Below are 17,362 nucleotides of genomic sequence, written 5' to 3' on the forward strand. Positions count from 1 at the left end.
TATTCACTTCCTTACTTATCTCCTTTCAGGCAGCTCGCATACTGGGTCGCCAGTTGAGTCAGAAACGCCGGGTAGCTTTCTTTACTCAGCTGTATATTCGTGCCAAGAGGATCCAACGTGCCCATACGGACAGTCGTTCCCCGCGCGACAGATTCAACGACAGCGGGCCTGAATTGTGGCTCAGCAAAAACGCAGGTTGCTTTTTGCTCAACCAACTGTGTTCTTATTTGATGTAAACGCTGCGCACCAGGTTGGATCTCAGGGTTTACGGTAAAGTGCCCAAGTGGGGTCAAACCGTAATGTTTTTCGTAGTACCCGTAGGCGTCATGAAAAACGAAATACCCTTTTCCTTTCACCGGTGCCAGCTCGTTGGCAACCTGTTTATCGGTTGTGGCCAGGTTGGCCTCAAAATCCTTCAGGTTGGCGTCAAGTCGGGCTCGACTCTGGGGCATAAGTTCCACTAATTTGTCATGGATTGCAACCGCTGACAGCCGCGCTATCTCTGGGGAAAGCCACAGATGCATGTTGTAGTCGCCGTGATGGTGATGTGCGTCACCTTTTTCTGCGTGAGCATGATCATGTTCACCCTCGACACCATGATCGTCATCGTCGTCATCTGCGCCTTTCATGAGTAACGGTTTCACCCCGTCAAGCTGGGCGATCGTCACTTTTTTAGTGTCAGGAATGCTTTGCGTTGACTTGTTCATAAACGCTTCCATCTCAGGACCAATCCAGACAACTAAGTCCGCGTTTTGTAAGCGTTTTGCATCAGATGGGCGCAATGAATAGTCATGCTCAGAGGCGCCGTCAGGCAGTAAAACCTGGGTCTCAGTGACCCCATCGGCGATCGCCGAAGCGATGAATCCAAGTGGCTTAAGTGACGTGACCACGGCGGCATCAGCACGCTGTGCTGCCGTTCCCCAAAGTGCAGCGGATAAAGCTGCGAAAAGAAGCGTATTTTTCTGTAACATTATGCGTCTGATAATCGAAATGAATAAGAGAAGTGTGATATTATAACATTCACTATCTTGTGCAACCCCTAATTGCTATGACTAATCTTGTATCTCTGGAAAATGTTGCAGTCTCCTTCGGTCAACGCCGGGTGCTCTCTGACATCTCGCTAAATCTCAAACCTGGCCGCATTCTGACGCTGCTGGGCCCTAATGGCGCGGGTAAATCAACGCTGGTACGCGTGGTTCTCGGCCTGGTAGCACCTAGCGAAGGCGTTGTCATCCGCGACAAACATCTGCGTATTGGTTATGTACCGCAGAAGTTACACCTCGACGCCACATTGCCGCTGACCGTCAAGCGCTTTTTACGTCTACACCCTGCGACGCGTAAGGAAGATATCCTGCCTGCACTGATGCGCGTCCAGGCCGCACATTTGCAGGATGCGCCAATGCAAAAGCTCTCCGGCGGGGAAACCCAGCGCGTACTGCTGGCGCGGGCGTTACTCAATAAGCCCCAGCTTTTGGTTCTTGATGAGCCGACTCAGGGCGTTGACGTTAACGGTCAGGTCGCGCTGTATGACTTGATTAACCAGCTGCGCCAGGAACTCGACTGCGCCGTGCTGATGGTGTCGCATGACCTGCACCTGGTCATGGCCAAAACCGATGAGGTTCTGTGCCTGAATCACCATATTTGCTGCTCCGGTACGCCGGATGTCGTTTCAATGCATCCTGAATTTATTTCGATGTTTGGCCCACGTGGGGCCGAACAGCTGGGGATCTATCGCCATCAGCATAACCATCGCCATGATTTACAGGGCCGTATTGTTTTACGTCGGGGAAATGGGCAGTCATGATTGAAATTTTACTTCCCGGCTGGCTTGCCGGAATGATGCTGGCGTGTGCTGCCGGCCCGCTGGGCTCGTTTGTGGTCTGGCGTCGGATGTCCTATTTCGGCGATACCCTTGCGCATGCTTCTTTGCTGGGCGTCGCCTTCGGCCTGCTTTTGGATGTGAACCCATTCTATGCGGTGATCACCGTCACGCTGCTGCTGGCCACCGGTCTGGTATGGCTGGAAAAGCGTCCTCACCTCGCCATTGATACATTATTAGGCATTATGGCGCACAGTGCGCTGTCGCTGGGTTTGGTAGTGGTGAGCCTGATGTCGAACGTTCGCGTCGATTTGATGGCCTATCTGTTTGGCGATTTACTCGCCGTGACGCCGCAGGATCTCATCTCCATCGCGCTGGGCGTCATCGTCGTGCTGGCGATTCTGTTCTGGCAGTGGCGCAACCTGCTGTCGATGACCATTAGCCCAGACCTGGCGTTCGTTGACGGCGTAAAACTGCAGCGCGTGAAGCTGCTGTTGATGCTGGTCACCGCGCTCACCATTGGCGTAGCGATGAAATTCGTTGGGGCGCTGATTATTACGTCGCTGCTGATTATTCCTGCCGCGACGGCGCGCCGTTTTGCGCGTACGCCGGAACAAATGGCAGGAATTGCAGTAGGGATGGGGATGATTGCCGTGACCGGTGGACTGACCTTCTCAGCGTTCTACGACACGCCTGCGGGGCCATCGGTGGTGCTGTGCGCCGCACTGCTGTTTATTATCAGCATGATGAAAAAACAGAGCAGCTAATCAGGCTACTCTGTGATTGTCCGACCTACATGCCACGCACAACGATAACGCGGTAGGTCGGGCATAATGTAATGCCATCCGACGCTATGATTAAGGTGTCTCGGGTGGTTTAATCCCGAAGTGATCCCACGCACGAACCGTCGCCATACGCCCACGCGGCGTACGCTGTAAGAACCCCTGCTGAATCAGATACGGTTCCAGCACATCCTCAATGGTTTCGCGCTCTTCGCCAATCGCTGCCGCCAGGTTATCAAGCCCCACTGGACCGCCAAAGAACTTGTCAATGACCGCCAGCAGCAGCTTGCGGTCCATATAGTCAAATCCTTCCGCATCGACGTTCAGCATATCCAGCGCCTGAGCGGCGATATCCGCTGAAATGGTGCCATCGTGTTTCACTTCAGCAAAATCGCGCACGCGGCGTAGCAGACGGTTAGCGATACGCGGGGTACCGCGCGCACGGCGAGCCACTTCCAGCGCACCCTCCTCGCTCATCTCCAGCCCCATAAAGCGCGCGCTACGGCCCACAATATGCTGGAGATCGGGCACCTGATAAAACTCAAGTCGCTGCACAATACCAAATCTGTCGCGCAGCGGTGAGGTCAAAGAACCCGCGCGGGTGGTCGCACCAATCAGGGTAAACGGCGGCAGATCGATTTTAATGGAACGCGCAGCCGGGCCTTCGCCAATCATAATATCAAGCTGGTAGTCTTCCATGGCCGGATAGAGCACTTCTTCCACCACCGGAGATAGACGGTGTATCTCATCGATAAACAGCACGTCGTGAGGCTCAAGGTTGGTGAGCATTGCCGCCAGATCGCCGGCTTTTTCCAGCACCGGGCCTGAGGTGGTGCGTAAATTCACGCCCATCTCATTAGCGACAATATTGGCCAACGTGGTTTTACCCAGCCCCGGTGGGCCAAAAATCAGCAGGTGATCGAGGGCGTCGCCGCGCAGTTTCGCCGCCTGGATGAAAATCTCCATCTGCGAGCGCACCTGCGGCTGACCAATATACTCAGCCAGTAATTTTGGGCGGATGGCGCGGTCTGCCACCTCTTCCGCCATGGTACTGCCTGAGGCTATCAGGCGGTCTGCTTCAATCATCCTTTACCTCATAGCGCCGCGCGCAGCGCTTCGCGGATCAATGTTTCACTGCTGGCATCCGGACGGGCAACTTTGCTGACCATTCGGCTGGCTTCCTGAGGTTTATAGCCCAGCGCCACCAGCGCAGCAACCGCTTCCTGTTCGGCATCATCTGCCGCCGGACCTGCCGGTGAGGTCAAGACCAGATCGGCTGCTGGGGTAAACAGATCGCCATGAAGGCCTTTAAAGCGGTCTTTCATTTCAACAATCAGGCGCTCAGCGGTTTTCTTGCCGATACCCGGCAGCTTCACCAGTGCGCCGAGCTCTTCGCGTTCTACCGCGTTAACAAACTGCTGTGCCGACATACCAGAAAGAATCGCTAGCGCCAGTTTAGGCCCCACACCATTGGTTTTAATCAGCTCTTTGAACAGCGTGCGCTCTTGCTTGTTGTTGAAGCCATACAGCAGTTGCGCATCTTCACGCACCACAAAATGGGTGAAGATAATGGCTTCCTGCCCGGCTTCAGGCAGCTCGTAGAAACAGGTCATCGGCATATGCACTTCATAGCCTACCCCGCCCGTTTCCAGAAGAACCAGTGGGGGTTGTTTTTCGAGAATGATGCCTCTGAGTCTGCCTATCACATGACGCTCCTGCGTTAAGGGCTAAAAAGGTAATGCGCTATCATAAAAAAAGGCTGGATGTTTATCCAGCCTGATTTGTCATTATCGTAACCGTCCGCGCGCTAAATTCAGCCGCGACTCACTCATTTGCATGGCGTTTTGGCTAACGTGGCAGTGGGTGATAGCGATAGCCAGCGCATCGGCGGCGTCCGCCTGGGGGTTGGCGGGTAGTTTTAACAGCGTGCGCACCATATGCTGGACCTGACTTTTTTCCGCGCTCCCAATCCCGACCACGGTCTGTTTGACCTGACGCGCGGCATATTCGAAAACGGGAAGATCCTGGTTGGTCGCGGCAACAATCGCCACACCACGCGCCTGCCCCAGCTTGAGCGCCGAGTCGGCGTTCTTCGCCATAAACACCTGCTCGATGGCAAAATAATCCGGCTGGAACTGGGTGATGATTTCCGTCACGCCTGCATAAATCAACTTCAGGCGCGACGGTAAATCATCCACCTTGGTACGGATACATCCGCTGCCAAGGTAGGTTAGCTGACGGCCAACCTGACGGATGACGCCATAACCGGTGATGCGCGATCCCGGGTCAATGCCGAGAATAATAGACATCACGCATCTCCTGTTATGTTAGGGCTCAACCACCTCATTCTAAGGTAGCAGCAACCTCGTCAGAGATTTCGCCGTTATGGTAGACTTCCTGAACGTCGTCACAGTCTTCCAGCATATCGATAAGGCGCATCAGCTTCGGTGCTGTTTCTGCATCCATATCCGCTTTGGTAGACGGAATCATCGATACTTCAGCGGCATCGGCTTTCAGACCAGCGGCTTCCAGCGCATCACGAACTTTGCCCATCTCTTCCCACGCGGTATAAACGTCAATCGCGCCGTCATCGAAGGTCACAACGTCTTCAGCACCGGCTTCCAGCGCCGCTTCCATGATGGTGTCTTCATCGCCCTGCTCAAAAGAGATGATGCCCTTTTTGCTGAACAGGTAAGCAACGGAACCGTCAGTACCCAGGTTACCGCCGGTTTTGGAGAACGCATGGCGCACTTCGGCAACGGTACGGTTACGGTTGTCAGACAGACATTCGATCATCACCGCTGTGCCGCCAGGACCGTAGCCTTCATAGATGATGGTTTCCATGTTGGAATCTTCATCACCGCCCACACCGCGCGCGATAGCGCGGTTCAGGGTGTCACGCGTCATGTTATTGGACAGCGCTTTATCAACCGCCGCACGCAGACGTGGGTTTGCATCCGGATCGCCGCCGCCCAGTTTGGCCGCTGTCACCAGTTCACGAATGATCTTGGTGAAGATTTTGCCGCGCTTAGCATCCTGCGCTGCTTTACGATGTCTGGTGTTGGCCCATTTACTATGACCTGCCATAAAAATATCTCCAAAAAACTATGCCCTTTCAGGCAGCGTTAATGACAAATTCTTCAATCGCCTGCCGATTGCTCCACGATTTGGTGAGCGCCGCCGCAGCGTGCGCGTCAAGCCATTGGTAGGTCAGGTGTTCAGTGAACACAATCTCCCGCTCGTGGGGAAGCGCAAGGCAGAACCAGGATTCTGTATTGCGCTCAACGCCAGGGGCATAGCGATGACGTAAATGTTGAAAAATTTCAAACTCCACCGTGCGCTGGCAGTCTTTCAAGGTCAGTTGCTCAGAAACAACATCAATAGTGACCTCTTCCTTTACTTCGCGCAGGGCGGCCTGCGACGCGGTTTCACCCTCTTCCAGGCTGCCGGTAACCGACTGCCAGAAAGCAGGATCGTCGCGTCGCTGCAACATCAGCACCCGTTTGCTGTCCTGGGCGTAAATCACTACCAGAATAGAAACGGGCCGCTTGAATAGCATATTACTTGTTCTCCGCCGACTCTTTTGGCTCTTTCGCGATAACCTGAATACCCAGTTCGCCCAAGGATGCCGGGTTCGCGAAGCTTGGCGCTTCGGTCATCAGGCAGGCTGCTGCGGTGGTTTTCGGGAAGGCGATAACGTCACGAATGTTGTCAGTGCCGGTCAGCAGCATGGTCAGACGGTCCAGACCAAAGGCCAGACCTGCATGCGGTGGCGTACCGTATTTCAGAGCGTCCAGCAGGAAGCCAAACTTCTCACGCTGTTCCTGTTCATTGATGCCCAGGATCCCGAACACGGTCTGCTGCATGTCACCACGGTGAATACGCACGGAGCCACCGCCCACTTCATAGCCGTTGATAACCATATCGTAGGCGTTAGCGACGGCATCTTCCGGTGCGGCTTTCAGCTCGTCGGTGGTCATGTCTTTCGGCGAGGTGAACGGGTGGTGCATCGCGGTCAGGCCGCCTTCACCATCTTCTTCAAACATTGGGAAGTCGATAACCCACAGCGGTGCCCACATGTTTTCGTCGGTGAGGTTCAGATCTTTACCCAGCTTCAGGCGCAGTGCACCCAGCGCATCGGCAACGACTTTCTTGTTATCCGCGCCGAAGAAGATCATGTCGCCGTCTTGTGCACCAGTGCGCTCAAGAATGGCTTCGACGATGTCAGCGGTCAGGAATTTGGCCACTGGGCTGTTGATACCTTCCATGCCTTTCGCACGTTCGGTCACTTTGATGTAAGCCAGGCCTTTCGCGCCGTAGATCTTCACAAAGTTGCCGTATTCGTCGATAAGCTTACGGGTCAGCGCAGCGCCACCAGGAACGCGCAGTGCGGCAACGCGGCCTTTCGGATCGTTTGCCGGGCCAGAGAAGACCGCGAACTCCACGGATTTCAGCAGGTCAGCAACGTCAACCAGCTCCATTGGGTTACGCAGATCCGGTTTATCGGAACCGTAGCGACGCTCGGCTTCGGCGAAGGTCATGATAGGGAAATCACCCAGATCCACGCCTTTCACTTCCAGCCACAGCTGGCGAACCAGAGCTTCCATCACTTCACGCACCTGAGGCGCAGTCATAAAGGAAGTTTCAACGTCGATCTGGGTAAATTCAGGCTGACGGTCAGCACGTAGATCTTCGTCGCGGAAGCATTTCACGATCTGATAGTAGCGGTCGAAGCCGGACATCATCAGCAGCTGTTTGAACAGCTGAGGAGACTGCGGCAGCGCGTAGAATTTACCTTTGTGTACGCGAGACGGTACGAGGTAGTCGCGCGCGCCTTCCGGAGTCGCTTTGGTCAACATCGGGGTTTCGATGTCGAGGAAGCCGTGGTCATCCATAAAACGACGCACGAAGCTGGTAATTTTCGCGCGGGTTTTCAGACGCTGTGCCATTTCTGGACGACGCAGATCGAGGTAGCGGTATTTCAGACGCGCTTCTTCGGTATTGACGTGGTTGGAGTCCAGCGGCAGTGATTCTGAACGGTTGATGATGGTCAGGTCAGACGCCAGAACTTCAATTGCGCCGGTCGCCATATCCGCGTTGATGTTTTTCTCATCACGCGCACGCACGGTGCCGGTCACCTGGATGCAGAACTCGTTACGCAGTTCGGAGGCTAACTTCAACGCATCCGCACGATCCGGATCGAAGAATACCTGTACGATGCCTTCACGGTCGCGCATGTCGATAAAAATGAGGCTGCCGAGATCACGACGACGGTTGACCCAACCACACAGAGTCACCTGCTGCCCAACGTGGGACTGTCGAAGCTGTCCGCAATATTCTGTACGCATGAGATATCCCTTAACTTAGCCGTCGGCGGATTGTCACCTGCCGTGCAGGCTTAACTGTCGCAGCTTTAGCTGAATGTCACTACTGGATGAAAAAAGGGGGCTATTATACTGGAAATTCTCGCTCACGATAAGCCCAGTGCGGTTTATACGCCTGTTTGCTGAACGCTTATTGCTCATGCTCACAAAAATTAACAATAATTATCCCTTCAATAACCTAACGGCGATTGTAAGGTATGCGCCAACAGCTCGTTGAAAGAGGAAAAACCATGCTGAATTTAGACGCAAAAAAAACGGCCCTGGTGGTGATTGACCTGCAAGAGGGCATTCTGCCCTTCGCCGGTGGCCCACATACGGCAACCGACGTGGTCGGACGCGCAGCACGCCTGGCGCAGAAATGCCGCGCGGCATCCGCACCGGTGGTGATGGTTCGCGTCGGCTGGTCGGCGGATTTTGCCGAAGCCCTGAAACAGCCGGTTGACGTGCAGGCACCCGCGAAAGCGCTGCCGGAAAACTGGTGGACCTACCCATCTACGCTTGGCAAACAGGATAGCGATATCGAAGTCACCAAACGTCAATGGGGCGCGTTTTACGGCACTGACCTGGAAATGCAGTTGCGTCGCCGCGGCATCGACACGATTATTCTGTGCGGTATTTCGAGCAATATCGGCGTTGAATCTACCGCCCGTAACGCCTGGGAGCTGGGCTTTAACCTGATTATTGCCGAAGACGCCTGTAGCGCCTCCTCCGCCGAGCAGCATCAGGGCAGCATGACGCACATCTTCCCACGCATCGCTCGCGTACGTAGCACCGCCGAGATCCTCGAAGCGTTATGATTTATCTCGGGCTCCCGCAATGGTCGCATCCAAAATGGGCGCGACTTGGGATCACAGGCCTTGAAGAGTATGCCCGCCACTTTAACTGCGTGGAGGGCAACACCACGCTGTACGCCCTGCCAAAAGCAGAAATTGTCTCCCGCTGGCTGGCGCAGACCGACGATAACTTTCGCTTTTGCTTTAAATTTCCGGCGACCATTTCGCATCAGGCCGCGCTGCGCCAGTGTGATGCGCTGACGCTGGAATTTTTCCAACGCATGTCGCCACTCGATGAACGAATCGGCCAGTATTGGCTGCAGCTTCCTGCAACCTTTGGCCCACGCGATCTCCCCGCCCTATGGGCGTTTCTCGACGGCCTGCCGAAAGCGTTTCATTACGGGGTTGAAGTACGCCATCCGCAGTTTTTTGCCAAAGGCGAAGATGAGCGGCAGCTTAACCGTGGCCTACACGAGCGCGAGGTGAACCGCGTCATTCTGGATAGCCGGCCGGTGCATGCGGCGATTGCCCGCAATGAAGCGGTAAGAGAAGCTCAGCGTAAAAAACCGAAGGTGCCGGTACATGCCGTTGTCACCGCCGGCCAGCCAATGGTGCGGTTTATCGGCAGTGATGAGATGGTGCAAAACCAGGAAATGTTCGCCCCCTGGCTTGAGAAGCTGCAAAAATGGCAGCAGACCACCACACCGTATCTGTTTTTGCATACCCCGGATATCGCCCAGGCGCCGGAGCTGGTGCATTCGCTGTGGCAAGCGCTGCAAAGCGCCCTTCCCGAGCTGGGTTCCGCACCTTCTATTCCACAACAATCTTCTCTTTTCTGACATTCATACCTATGATAATGGGTGCCATCTGCCAACAGAAAGGGAGTTTGTATGGTTAGCGCGCTGTATGCCGTGCTGGCGGCATTGTTGCTGATAAAGTTTTCTTTTGATGTGGTTCGTTTGCGTATGCTCTACCGAGTGGCCTACGGCGACGGCGGTTTTAGCGAACTGCAAAGCGCTATCCGTATTCATGGAAATGCGGTCGAGTACATTCCTATTGGCGTAATTCTGCTGCTGTTTATGGAAATGAACGGCGCAGAAACCTGGATGGTCCATCTCTGCGGCCTGCTGCTGCTTGCCGGACGCCTGATGCACTACTACGGTTTCCACCATCGCCTGTTCCGCTGGCGGCGTTCTGGCATGAGCGCGACCTACATTTCATTGTTGCTAATGGTGCTCGCTAACCTGTGGTATATGCCGTGGGAGTTGGTTTTCTCGTTGCGTTAGCGCACAATACGCCGTTTTTATTTTTCCGGATTCCCTTTATGTCTGACCGCGACACGCTATTTTCTGCCCCTATCGCCCGCCTCGGCGACTGGACTTTCGACGAACGGGTAGCTGAAGTATTCCCGGATATGATCCAGCGCTCCGTGCCCGGCTACTCGAACATTATCTCCATGATTGGCATGCTTGCCGAACGCTTCGTTCAGCCTGGGACCCAGGTTTACGACCTCGGTTGCTCACTGGGCGCTGCCACGCTTTCCATCCGCCGCAATATCGCCCACAGCGACTGCCGCATCATTGCCGTCGATAACTCTCCGGCTATGATTGAACGCTGCCGCCGCCACATCGATGCCTACAAGGCACCGACGCCGGTTGACGTCATCGAAGGCGATATTCGCGACATCGAGATCGAAAACGCCTCCATGGTGGTGCTGAACTTTACGGTCCAGTTCCTCGAACCCGCAGAACGTCAGGCATTGCTGAATAAAATCTATAAAGGGTTGAATCCGGGCGGCGCGCTAGTGCTGTCAGAAAAATTCAGCTTTGAAGACGCCACCGTTGGCGAACTGTTATTTAACATGCACCACGACTTTAAGCGTGCCAACGGTTACAGCGAGCTGGAAATCAGCCAAAAACGCAGCATGCTGGAAAACGTGATGCTGACAGATTCGGTCGAAGTGCATAAAGCCCGTCTGCATGAAGCCGGCTTTGAACATAGCGAACTGTGGTTCCAGTGCTTTAACTTCGGCTCCCTGGTGGCGCTCAAGGAAGGAACCCCGGCATGATCGAGTTTGGTAATTTTTATCAGCAAATCGCCAAAAGCCCTCTTTCACATTGGCTGGAAACGCTGCCGGCGCAAATTGCTACCTGGCAGCGCGATCAGCATGGCCTGTTTAAGCAGTGGTCAAACGCAGTTGAGTTTCTACCGGAAATCCAGCCGTGGAAGCTGGATCTGCTGCATAGCGTCACCGCCGAAAGCGAGCAACCGCTGAGCGAAGGCCAGGTAAAACGCATTGATACGTTGATGCGTCACCTGATGCCATGGCGTAAAGGGCCATTCTCGCTGTACGGCGTGAATATCGATACCGAATGGCGCTCTGACTGGAAGTGGGACCGCGTTCTGCCGCATCTCTCCGATCTTAGTGGGCGTACCATCCTCGATGTCGGCTGCGGTAGCGGCTATCACATGTGGCGCATGATTGGTGCGGGTGCACATCTGGCGGTGGGTATTGACCCAACCCAGCTGTTCCTGTGCCAGTTTGAAGCAGTGCGTAAGCTTTTAGGCAATGATCAGCGCGCGCACTTGCTGCCGCTTGGCATCGAACAGCTCCCGGCGCTTAAAGCCTTTGATACCGTCTTCTCGATGGGCGTTCTCTACCACCGCCGCTCACCTCTGGAGCATTTGTGGCAGTTGAAAGACCAACTGGTCAATGACGGTGAACTGGTGCTGGAAACGCTGGTGGTAGAGGGTGATGAAAATACGGTGCTGGTGCCGGGCGATCGCTACGCGCAAATGCGCAATGTCTACTTTATTCCGTCAGCGCCAGCGCTGAAAAACTGGCTGGAAAAATGCGGTTTTGTTGATGTACGCATCGTCGATATGAATGTGACGTCAACTGAAGAACAGCGCCGTACCGAGTGGATGGTCACCGAGTCACTGGCAGACTTCCTCGACCCGAACGACCCGACCAAAACGATTGAAGGTTACCCGGCTCCGCTGCGTGCGGTACTGATAGCGCGTAAGCCGTAACGCCTCTTTCCAAAACAAACACCGACGTGGCCGGTTGGCATATTGCAGATAAAAAAAGGCCCCTGTTTAATGGGCAGGGGCCTGGTACAAGCAAGCATCATATTGGGCGAATATGACACGCGGTAAAAACCTTTAGCTACGCATGACGCTCAATGATTTCTCTCATTGCAGCAACCGCCTCACCATCGACGGCGTAGCGCGAATACTCATCAGCTTCAGGATCCGTTGACATTGACAGTCCGGGATTGCGATATCGCATGTCGGAGGGCACCCATTGCCCGGCTGAACTGTGCACTTCTTTGACGCCTGCACTCAGGAAAAGAGGAAGATTGCTCGCTCTCACCCCTGCACCCGCCATAATGGTTGGAGTATCACTCCGCTCAATAAGTTCCCGAATTAATAAAATACCTTTTTCAGCAGATGGCTGCTGACCCGAAGTCAGCACCCTTGCCACGCCTAACTCGGCAAGTTGTTCAATGGCTTGGCGCGGATCGGCACACATATCGAACGCACGATGGAATGTCACCGCCAGCGGACCCGCAGCCACCATAATCTGCCGCATACGCGCCATATCGATCTGTCCGTCGGGATCCAGCACGCCAATGACCAGCCCGGGATAACCGAGTGAACGCACCTGGCGAACGTCTTCCAGCATGGCGGCAAATTCGCCGTCGGTGTAGCAAAAGTCCCCGCCGCGCGGGCGGATAATCGGATGCACGGGAATAGATACCCGTTGACGTGTTGCTCTGAGCACGCCATACGATGGCGTCAGCCCTCCCTCCAGCGGCGCGGCACACAGTTCAATGCGGTCGGCCCCGTTCTGCTGCGCGATAACCGCGCACTCCGTGCTGTAACAGCAGATTTCAAGCAATGCCATTTTTCTCTCCGTTTCAATCCAGCGACAAATCATGCCACTGTTCCCGTGCGTAGACTTCGCGTGACTTCACATTGTTACACTGCCTGCTCGCTGGCAACAATGTCTTCAATGGTCCATGGATGGAACTTCACGGTGACCTTACCGTCCGTCACCGCCATTGTTGGATTCGGTAACCGTTCACGCTCCCCTTTTGGCGAGCTGGTTTTAACCGAAATGCCGGGCTGACTGAGACCGTCGTCTGACAACAGCGCCAGCGCGCGCGCATTCAACGTTTCCGGCTCTCCCGGCAGAACAATTTCAATGTGTTCCCAACCCTCGTGCGGATAACGCTTTTCACCCGGCCACGGCAATTCAATAATCGTAAAGCGCCAGTGGGCGACGCACACCGGTTCTTCAAGTTTGAACAGGCAGATGGGGCGACCGTTAATCATATTCTCCGAGAGCAGCACACCGCATTGTTCGAACCCACGACGCCAGCGTTCCGCTGTCGTATTCTGATGACAACGTAGAGAAATATGGTCAGCATTCAGCGGGGTGATATCCAACCCCAGACGCTCGGAAAGCTCGGCCAATGCGTCGGTGAAGCGCGGAAGATCCGCAGCAATATCCTGCAATTCTTCGATAGTCTGCCAGTTTGCCATTTCAGCCCTACTCTTATTACATGAAAAGGCTAATCTACCTTGTTGTCCGCTGCGAACCAACCTTCGCGCTGATTGAGCGATTAATCCCTGCGCAGGCGGCGTTTTTCACCCGTGATGAGGCGGGGCCGATGCTGACGGCATCAGGCAAATGCAGTATACTCCCGCCTTAATTTATCCACACCCGGCGCTGAACCACAGAGGTGACGGCGTCTAAAACGTAAGGTATTCCGGTGAATATTCAGGCTCTTCTCTCAGAAAAAGTCAGTCAGGCCATGATTGCGGCAGGCGCGCCTGCCGATTGCGAACCGCAGGTTCGTCAGTCAGCAAAAGTACAGTTCGGCGACTATCAGGCCAATGGCATGATGGCAGTGGCCAAGAAACTGGGCATGGCGCCGCGACAGCTGGCAGAGCAGGTCCTGTCTCATCTCGACCTTAACGGCATCGCTAATAAAGTGGAAATTGCCGGTCCTGGCTTTATCAATATCTTCCTCGACCCCGCGTTTCTAGCTGAGCATGTGTCTCAGGCGCTGAACAGTGATCGTCTGGGTATCGCCCAGCCGCAGCCACAGACGGTCGTGGTCGATTACTCCGCGCCAAACGTCGCTAAGGAGATGCACGTTGGTCACCTGCGCTCCACCATTATCGGTGATGCGGCGGTGCGTACGCTGGAACTGATGGGCCATAAAGTGATCCGCGCGAACCACGTCGGCGACTGGGGTACGCAGTTCGGTATGCTGATTGCCTGGCTGGAAAAACAGCAGCAGGACAACGCTGGCGAAATGGCGCTGGCCGACCTTGAAGGTTTCTACCGCGATGCCAAAAAACATTACGACGAAGATGAAATCTTCGCCGAACGCGCGCGTAGCTACGTGGTTAAACTGCAGGGCGGTGACGAATATTTCCGCAAAATGTGGCGTCAGTTGGTCGATATCACCATGTCACAGAACCAGCTGACCTATGACCGTCTGAACGTCACCCTGACCCGCGACGACGTGATGGGCGAAAGCCTGTATAACCCGATGCTGCCGGGCATCGTGGCTGACCTGAAAGAGAAAGGTCTGGCGACCGAGAGCGAAGGCGCGACCGTCGTTTTCCTCGACGAATACAAGAATAAAGAAGGTGAGCCTATGGGCGTCATCATCCAGAAAAAGGATGGCGGCTACCTGTACACCACCACCGATATCGCCTGTGCGAAGTATCGTTACGAAACCCTGCACGCAGACCGCGTGCTGTACTATATCGACTCCCGTCAGCATCAGCACCTGATGCAGGCATGGACCATCGTGCGTAAAGCGGGCTACGTGCCTGACTCCGTACCGCTGGAACACCACATGTTCGGTATGATGCTGGGTAAAGACGGCAAGCCGTTCAAAACCCGCGCCGGTGGTACCGTGAAGCTGGCAGACCTGCTTGACGAAGCGCTGGAGCGCGCACGTAAACTGGTTGCGGAAAAGAACCCGGATATGCCAGCAGACGAGCTGGAGAAACTGGCAAACGTCGTGGGTATTGGCGCGGTGAAATATGCCGATCTGTCGAAAAACCGCACCACCGACTACGTGTTCGATTGGGACAACATGCTGGCCTTTGAAGGTAACACCGCGCCGTATATGCAATATGCCTATACCCGCGTGCTGTCTGTGTTCCGTAAAGCGGAGCTGGAAGAGAGCGCCATCATCAATGCGGCCGTGACCATCACCGAAGATCGTGAAGCCCAGCTGGCCGCGCGCCTGCTGCAGTTTGAAGAGACCCTGAACGTGGTGGCCCGTGACGGGACCCCGCACGTGATGTGTTCTTATCTGTACGATCTGGCAGGTCTGTTCTCTGGTTTCTACGAGCACTGCCCTATTCTGTCTGCCGATAGCGAAGCGGTGCGTAACAGCCGCCTGAAGCTGGCGCTGCTGACGGCGAAAACCCTGAAAATGGGTCTGGATACCCTGGGTATCGAAACCGTAGAACGTATGTAATCGCTGAATAACTGATGCAAGCCCGCGCTGTGTCGCGGGCTTTTTTTACCCCTCAACCTTGCGTATCGTCGCCATTTCACGCCATATCTCACCCATTTGTTACAAAGCACAAGGAATGACACATTTCCCTAAGAGATGGTACATTTTTTGTCTGTCATGCCCGTGACCGCTCCGTATGATTAGGCGGCTTATACACTGGGTGCCTTAATGACTTTTAGAGATTATGAAGCGGAGAGAAAACTCTTCGTCCGCCGCGTACTGGTGGCCTTTGGCCTTGTTATTGCCTGCTTTAGCGTATTGGTCCTCAACCTCTATCATTTGCAGGTCGAGGAGCACGGCTACTACACCACGCGTTCGGATGCCAACGATATCAAGATGCTGCCCGTCGCCCCTACCCGTGGCATCATCTACGATCGCAACGGTATTCCTCTGGTCAAGAATGTCACCTGGTACGACATTACCGTTACCCCATACAAAATCAGCGACATGGACGCGCTATTGCGCCAGTTAACGCCGCTGGTTGACCTCACGCCGGATGATATCGATCAGTTCCACAAAGCGCTCAAATCAACCAGCCGCTACCGTCCGGTGGTGCTAAAAAATGCCCTTTCAGACGTTGAAATCGCCCGCTTCTCGGTGAATCAGTTCCGCTTTAGCGGCGTGACGATCGACAGCTACGAGGACCGCCAGTATCCCTACGGTGCCGAGCTGGCGCACGTGCTTGGCTACGTCTCCAAGATCAACGACAGCGACCTGAAAGCGCTGGATAAAAGTGGCCTATTAGAGAATTACGCTGCTGACCACAACATCGGTAAACAAGGGATTGAACGCTACTATGAAAATGAGCTGCACGGTAAAACAGGCTATCAGGAAGTCGAAGTCGACAACCATGGGCGCATCGTACGCCTGCTAAAAGATGTGCCACCGGTCGCCGGTAAAGATATCCACCTGACGTTGGACCTGCATCTTCAGGAGTACATTGAGAGCCAGCTGGTAGGCCAACGCGCGGCGGTGCTGGTAGAAGATCCGCACGACGGTTCAGTGCTGGCGATGGTCTCAAACCCAAGCTACGACCCCAACCCGTTTGTGAAAGGCATCAGTTACCAGGATTACAAAACGTTATTGCAGGACAAAGACCTGCCGCTGATTAACCGCGTGACCCAAGGGCTGTATCCCCCCGCGTCGACGGTCAAACCTTATATGGCAATGTCGGCGCTGCTTAACGGGGTCATCACCCCGCAAACCAGTTTCTTTGGCGCACCGACCTGGACATTGCCCGGCACCGAGCGCCGCTACCGCGATTGGAAAAAGAGTGGCCATGGCATGCTCAACGTCACCAAAGCGATTGAAGAGTCGGCCGACACCTTCTTCTACCAGGTCGCCTATATGATGGGAATTGACCGTATTCATACCATGCTCAGCGAGTTTGGCTATGGCAAGCCCAGCGGTATCGACCTTGATGAAGAGTACAACGGCCTGCTGCCAAGCCGTGACTGGAAACAGCGGGTACATAAGAAAGCCTGGTATCAAGGCGATACCATCTCCGTCGGCATCGGCCAGGGCTACTGGATTGCCACGCCCATTCAGATGGTCAAAGCAATGGTGGCGTTACTCAATAATGGCCGGGTCATTCCCCCTCACCTGTTAAAAGATGAAGAGTCCGGCACAACGGTTATTCCCTATCGCCAGCCAGCGAATGAGACTCAAATTGCCGACCCGAAATCCCCGTACTGGAGTCTGGTCCGCCAGGCGATGTTTGGCATGGCCAATGCAGAAAACGGCACCGGCTATAAGTACTTCCATACCGCGGCCTACGGTATCGCCGCCAAGAGTGGTACTTCGCAGGTATTTAGCCTTAAACAGAACCAAACCTATAACGCGAAGATGATTCCCACACGCCTGCGCGACCATATTTTCTATACGGCGTTTGCACCGTATAAAGATCCCAAGGTCGCGGTAGCGTTAGTGTTGGAGAATGGAGGAAGTGATGGGGTGGTCGCTGCACCGGTGATGCGCAAAATCCTCGACCACCTTTTTGCCCCTGAGGACAGCCAGCTACCGCTGCCGCCTCAGGAGTAAACGAAGGAAT

General features: G+C 54.7%; 18 protein-coding genes. 9 read left to right on the forward strand and 9 right to left on the reverse strand.

All coding sequences use genetic code 11. From position 1 onward, the window contains the following. Positions 1–11: 11 nt before the first annotated feature. Positions 12–971, reverse strand: coding sequence for a zinc ABC transporter substrate-binding protein ZnuA (gene znuA / locus KP80_RS09730; RefSeq protein ID WP_052283451.1), 960 nt, complete (start codon positions 969–971; stop codon positions 12–14). 77 nt (positions 972–1,048) lie between these two features. Between znuA and znuC the strand changes: the two genes are divergently transcribed. Both znuC and znuB read left to right on the forward strand, forming a co-directional pair. Further along, positions 1,049–1,804: a zinc ABC transporter ATP-binding protein ZnuC gene (gene znuC / locus KP80_RS09735; protein WP_052283452.1), complete on the forward strand. Its 756-nt coding sequence runs from the start codon at positions 1,049–1,051 to the stop codon at positions 1,802–1,804. Then, positions 1,801–2,586: a zinc ABC transporter permease subunit ZnuB gene (znuB, locus tag KP80_RS09740; RefSeq protein WP_052283453.1), complete on the forward strand. Its 786-nt coding sequence runs from the start codon at positions 1,801–1,803 to the stop codon at positions 2,584–2,586. Before znuC ends, znuB begins: the two co-directional genes overlap by 4 nt. A 90-nt stretch (positions 2,587–2,676) precedes the next feature. On the opposite strand, the gene ruvB is transcribed toward znuB, so the two are convergent. From ruvB to aspS, 6 genes are all read right to left on the reverse strand, one after another. Further along, positions 2,677–3,687, reverse strand: a complete 1,011-nt coding sequence (ruvB, locus tag KP80_RS09745; protein WP_052283454.1) for a Holliday junction branch migration DNA helicase RuvB — start codon at positions 3,685–3,687, stop codon at positions 2,677–2,679. An 8-nt stretch (positions 3,688–3,695) separates the two neighbouring features. Further along, positions 3,696–4,307, reverse strand: a complete 612-nt coding sequence (ruvA, locus tag KP80_RS09750) for a Holliday junction branch migration protein RuvA (protein WP_052283455.1) — start codon at positions 4,305–4,307, stop codon at positions 3,696–3,698. 81 nt (positions 4,308–4,388) lie between these two features. Beyond that, positions 4,389–4,910, reverse strand: a complete 522-nt coding sequence (gene ruvC, locus KP80_RS09755; RefSeq protein WP_003034867.1) for a crossover junction endodeoxyribonuclease RuvC — start codon at positions 4,908–4,910, stop codon at positions 4,389–4,391. Positions 4,911–4,944: 34 nt separating this feature from the next. Continuing rightward, the gene (locus KP80_RS09760; RefSeq protein WP_052283456.1) at positions 4,945–5,688 is read right to left on the reverse strand and encodes a YebC/PmpR family DNA-binding transcriptional regulator; all 744 of its coding nucleotides are present in this window, start codon (positions 5,686–5,688) and stop codon (positions 4,945–4,947) included. Positions 5,689–5,716: 28 nt separating this feature from the next. After that, on the reverse strand, positions 5,717–6,160 hold the full coding sequence (gene nudB, locus KP80_RS09765; protein WP_052283457.1) for a dihydroneopterin triphosphate diphosphatase: 444 nt from the start codon (positions 6,158–6,160) through the stop codon (positions 5,717–5,719). Between the two features lies 1 nt (position 6,161). Further along, the gene (gene aspS / locus KP80_RS09770; RefSeq protein ID WP_052283458.1) at positions 6,162–7,949 is read right to left on the reverse strand and encodes an aspartate--tRNA ligase; all 1,788 of its coding nucleotides are present in this window, start codon (positions 7,947–7,949) and stop codon (positions 6,162–6,164) included. A 266-nt stretch (positions 7,950–8,215) separates the two neighbouring features. Between aspS and KP80_RS09775 the strand changes: the two genes are divergently transcribed. From KP80_RS09775 to cmoB, 5 genes are read left to right on the forward strand one after another with little or no spacing between them, the layout of a single operon-like run. Next, complete coding sequence (locus tag KP80_RS09775; RefSeq protein WP_052283459.1) at positions 8,216–8,782, forward strand: hydrolase; 567 nt, start codon at positions 8,216–8,218, stop codon at positions 8,780–8,782. Further along, the gene (locus KP80_RS09780) at positions 8,779–9,597 is read left to right on the forward strand and encodes a DUF72 domain-containing protein (protein WP_052283460.1); all 819 of its coding nucleotides are present in this window, start codon (positions 8,779–8,781) and stop codon (positions 9,595–9,597) included. The genes KP80_RS09775 and KP80_RS09780 overlap by 4 nt, the downstream gene beginning before the upstream one ends. Before the next feature lie 51 nt (positions 9,598–9,648). Then, complete coding sequence (locus KP80_RS09785; protein ID WP_052283461.1) at positions 9,649–10,044, forward strand: MAPEG family protein; 396 nt, start codon at positions 9,649–9,651, stop codon at positions 10,042–10,044. 38 nt (positions 10,045–10,082) lie between these two features. Continuing rightward, positions 10,083–10,826, forward strand: coding sequence for a carboxy-S-adenosyl-L-methionine synthase CmoA (gene cmoA / locus KP80_RS09790; protein WP_052283462.1), 744 nt, complete (start codon positions 10,083–10,085; stop codon positions 10,824–10,826). Next, on the forward strand, positions 10,823–11,791 hold the full coding sequence (gene cmoB / locus KP80_RS09795; RefSeq protein WP_052283463.1) for a tRNA 5-methoxyuridine(34)/uridine 5-oxyacetic acid(34) synthase CmoB: 969 nt from the start codon (positions 10,823–10,825) through the stop codon (positions 11,789–11,791). Before cmoA ends, cmoB begins: the two co-directional genes overlap by 4 nt. A gap of 136 nt (positions 11,792–11,927) precedes the next feature. Here cmoB and cutC read toward each other — a convergent pair whose 3' ends face one another. Both cutC and KP80_RS09805 read right to left on the reverse strand, forming a co-directional pair. After that, positions 11,928–12,668 (reverse strand): copper homeostasis protein CutC, encoded by a 741-nt coding sequence (cutC, locus tag KP80_RS09800; RefSeq protein WP_052283464.1) that lies wholly within the window; start codon positions 12,666–12,668, stop codon positions 11,928–11,930. 74 nt (positions 12,669–12,742) lie between these two features. Continuing rightward, positions 12,743–13,309 (reverse strand): VOC family protein, encoded by a 567-nt coding sequence (locus KP80_RS09805; protein ID WP_052283465.1) that lies wholly within the window; start codon positions 13,307–13,309, stop codon positions 12,743–12,745. Between the two features lie 230 nt (positions 13,310–13,539). Between KP80_RS09805 and argS the strand changes: the two genes are divergently transcribed. Then, positions 13,540–15,273, forward strand: a complete 1,734-nt coding sequence (gene argS, locus KP80_RS09810) for an arginine--tRNA ligase (protein ID WP_052283466.1) — start codon at positions 13,540–13,542, stop codon at positions 15,271–15,273. A 207-nt stretch (positions 15,274–15,480) separates the two neighbouring features. Beyond that, positions 15,481–17,352, forward strand: a complete 1,872-nt coding sequence (gene mrdA / locus KP80_RS09815; RefSeq protein WP_052283467.1) for a penicillin-binding protein 2 — start codon at positions 15,481–15,483, stop codon at positions 17,350–17,352. Positions 17,353–17,362 lie beyond the last annotated feature (10 nt).

The organism is Kluyvera genomosp. 1 (assembly GCF_001266615.1).
GTDB classification, from domain to species: Bacteria; Pseudomonadota; Gammaproteobacteria; order Enterobacterales; family Enterobacteriaceae; genus Kluyvera; species Kluyvera cryocrescens_A.

Excerpts from the sequence above, each read along its gene's own strand:
- KP80_RS09775 (WP_052283459.1), top strand. The coding sequence starts at position 8,216 with ATGCTGAATTTAGACGCAAAAAAAACGGCCCTGGTGGTGATTGACCTG.
- ruvC (WP_003034867.1), bottom strand. The coding sequence starts at position 4,910 with ATGTCTATTATTCTCGGCATTGACCCGGGATCGCGCATCACCGGTTAT.
- cmoB (WP_052283463.1), top strand. The coding sequence starts at position 10,823 with ATGATCGAGTTTGGTAATTTTTATCAGCAAATCGCCAAAAGCCCTCTT.
- cutC (WP_052283464.1), bottom strand. The coding sequence starts at position 12,668 with ATGGCATTGCTTGAAATCTGCTGTTACAGCACGGAGTGCGCGGTTATC.
- KP80_RS09760 (WP_052283456.1), bottom strand. The coding sequence starts at position 5,688 with ATGGCAGGTCATAGTAAATGGGCCAACACCAGACATCGTAAAGCAGCG.
- znuB (WP_052283453.1), top strand. The coding sequence starts at position 1,801 with ATGATTGAAATTTTACTTCCCGGCTGGCTTGCCGGAATGATGCTGGCG.
- cmoA (WP_052283462.1), top strand. The coding sequence starts at position 10,083 with ATGTCTGACCGCGACACGCTATTTTCTGCCCCTATCGCCCGCCTCGGC.
- KP80_RS09785 (WP_052283461.1), top strand. The coding sequence starts at position 9,649 with ATGGTTAGCGCGCTGTATGCCGTGCTGGCGGCATTGTTGCTGATAAAG.
- mrdA (WP_052283467.1), top strand. The coding sequence starts at position 15,481 with ATGACTTTTAGAGATTATGAAGCGGAGAGAAAACTCTTCGTCCGCCGC.
- KP80_RS09780 (WP_052283460.1), top strand. The coding sequence starts at position 8,779 with ATGATTTATCTCGGGCTCCCGCAATGGTCGCATCCAAAATGGGCGCGA.
- znuA (WP_052283451.1), bottom strand. The coding sequence starts at position 971 with ATGTTACAGAAAAATACGCTTCTTTTCGCAGCTTTATCCGCTGCACTT.
- KP80_RS09805 (WP_052283465.1), bottom strand. The coding sequence starts at position 13,309 with ATGGCAAACTGGCAGACTATCGAAGAATTGCAGGATATTGCTGCGGAT.
- ruvB (WP_052283454.1), bottom strand. The coding sequence starts at position 3,687 with ATGATTGAAGCAGACCGCCTGATAGCCTCAGGCAGTACCATGGCGGAA.
- aspS (WP_052283458.1), bottom strand. The coding sequence starts at position 7,949 with ATGCGTACAGAATATTGCGGACAGCTTCGACAGTCCCACGTTGGGCAG.
- znuC (WP_052283452.1), top strand. The coding sequence starts at position 1,049 with ATGACTAATCTTGTATCTCTGGAAAATGTTGCAGTCTCCTTCGGTCAA.
- nudB (WP_052283457.1), bottom strand. The coding sequence starts at position 6,160 with ATGCTATTCAAGCGGCCCGTTTCTATTCTGGTAGTGATTTACGCCCAG.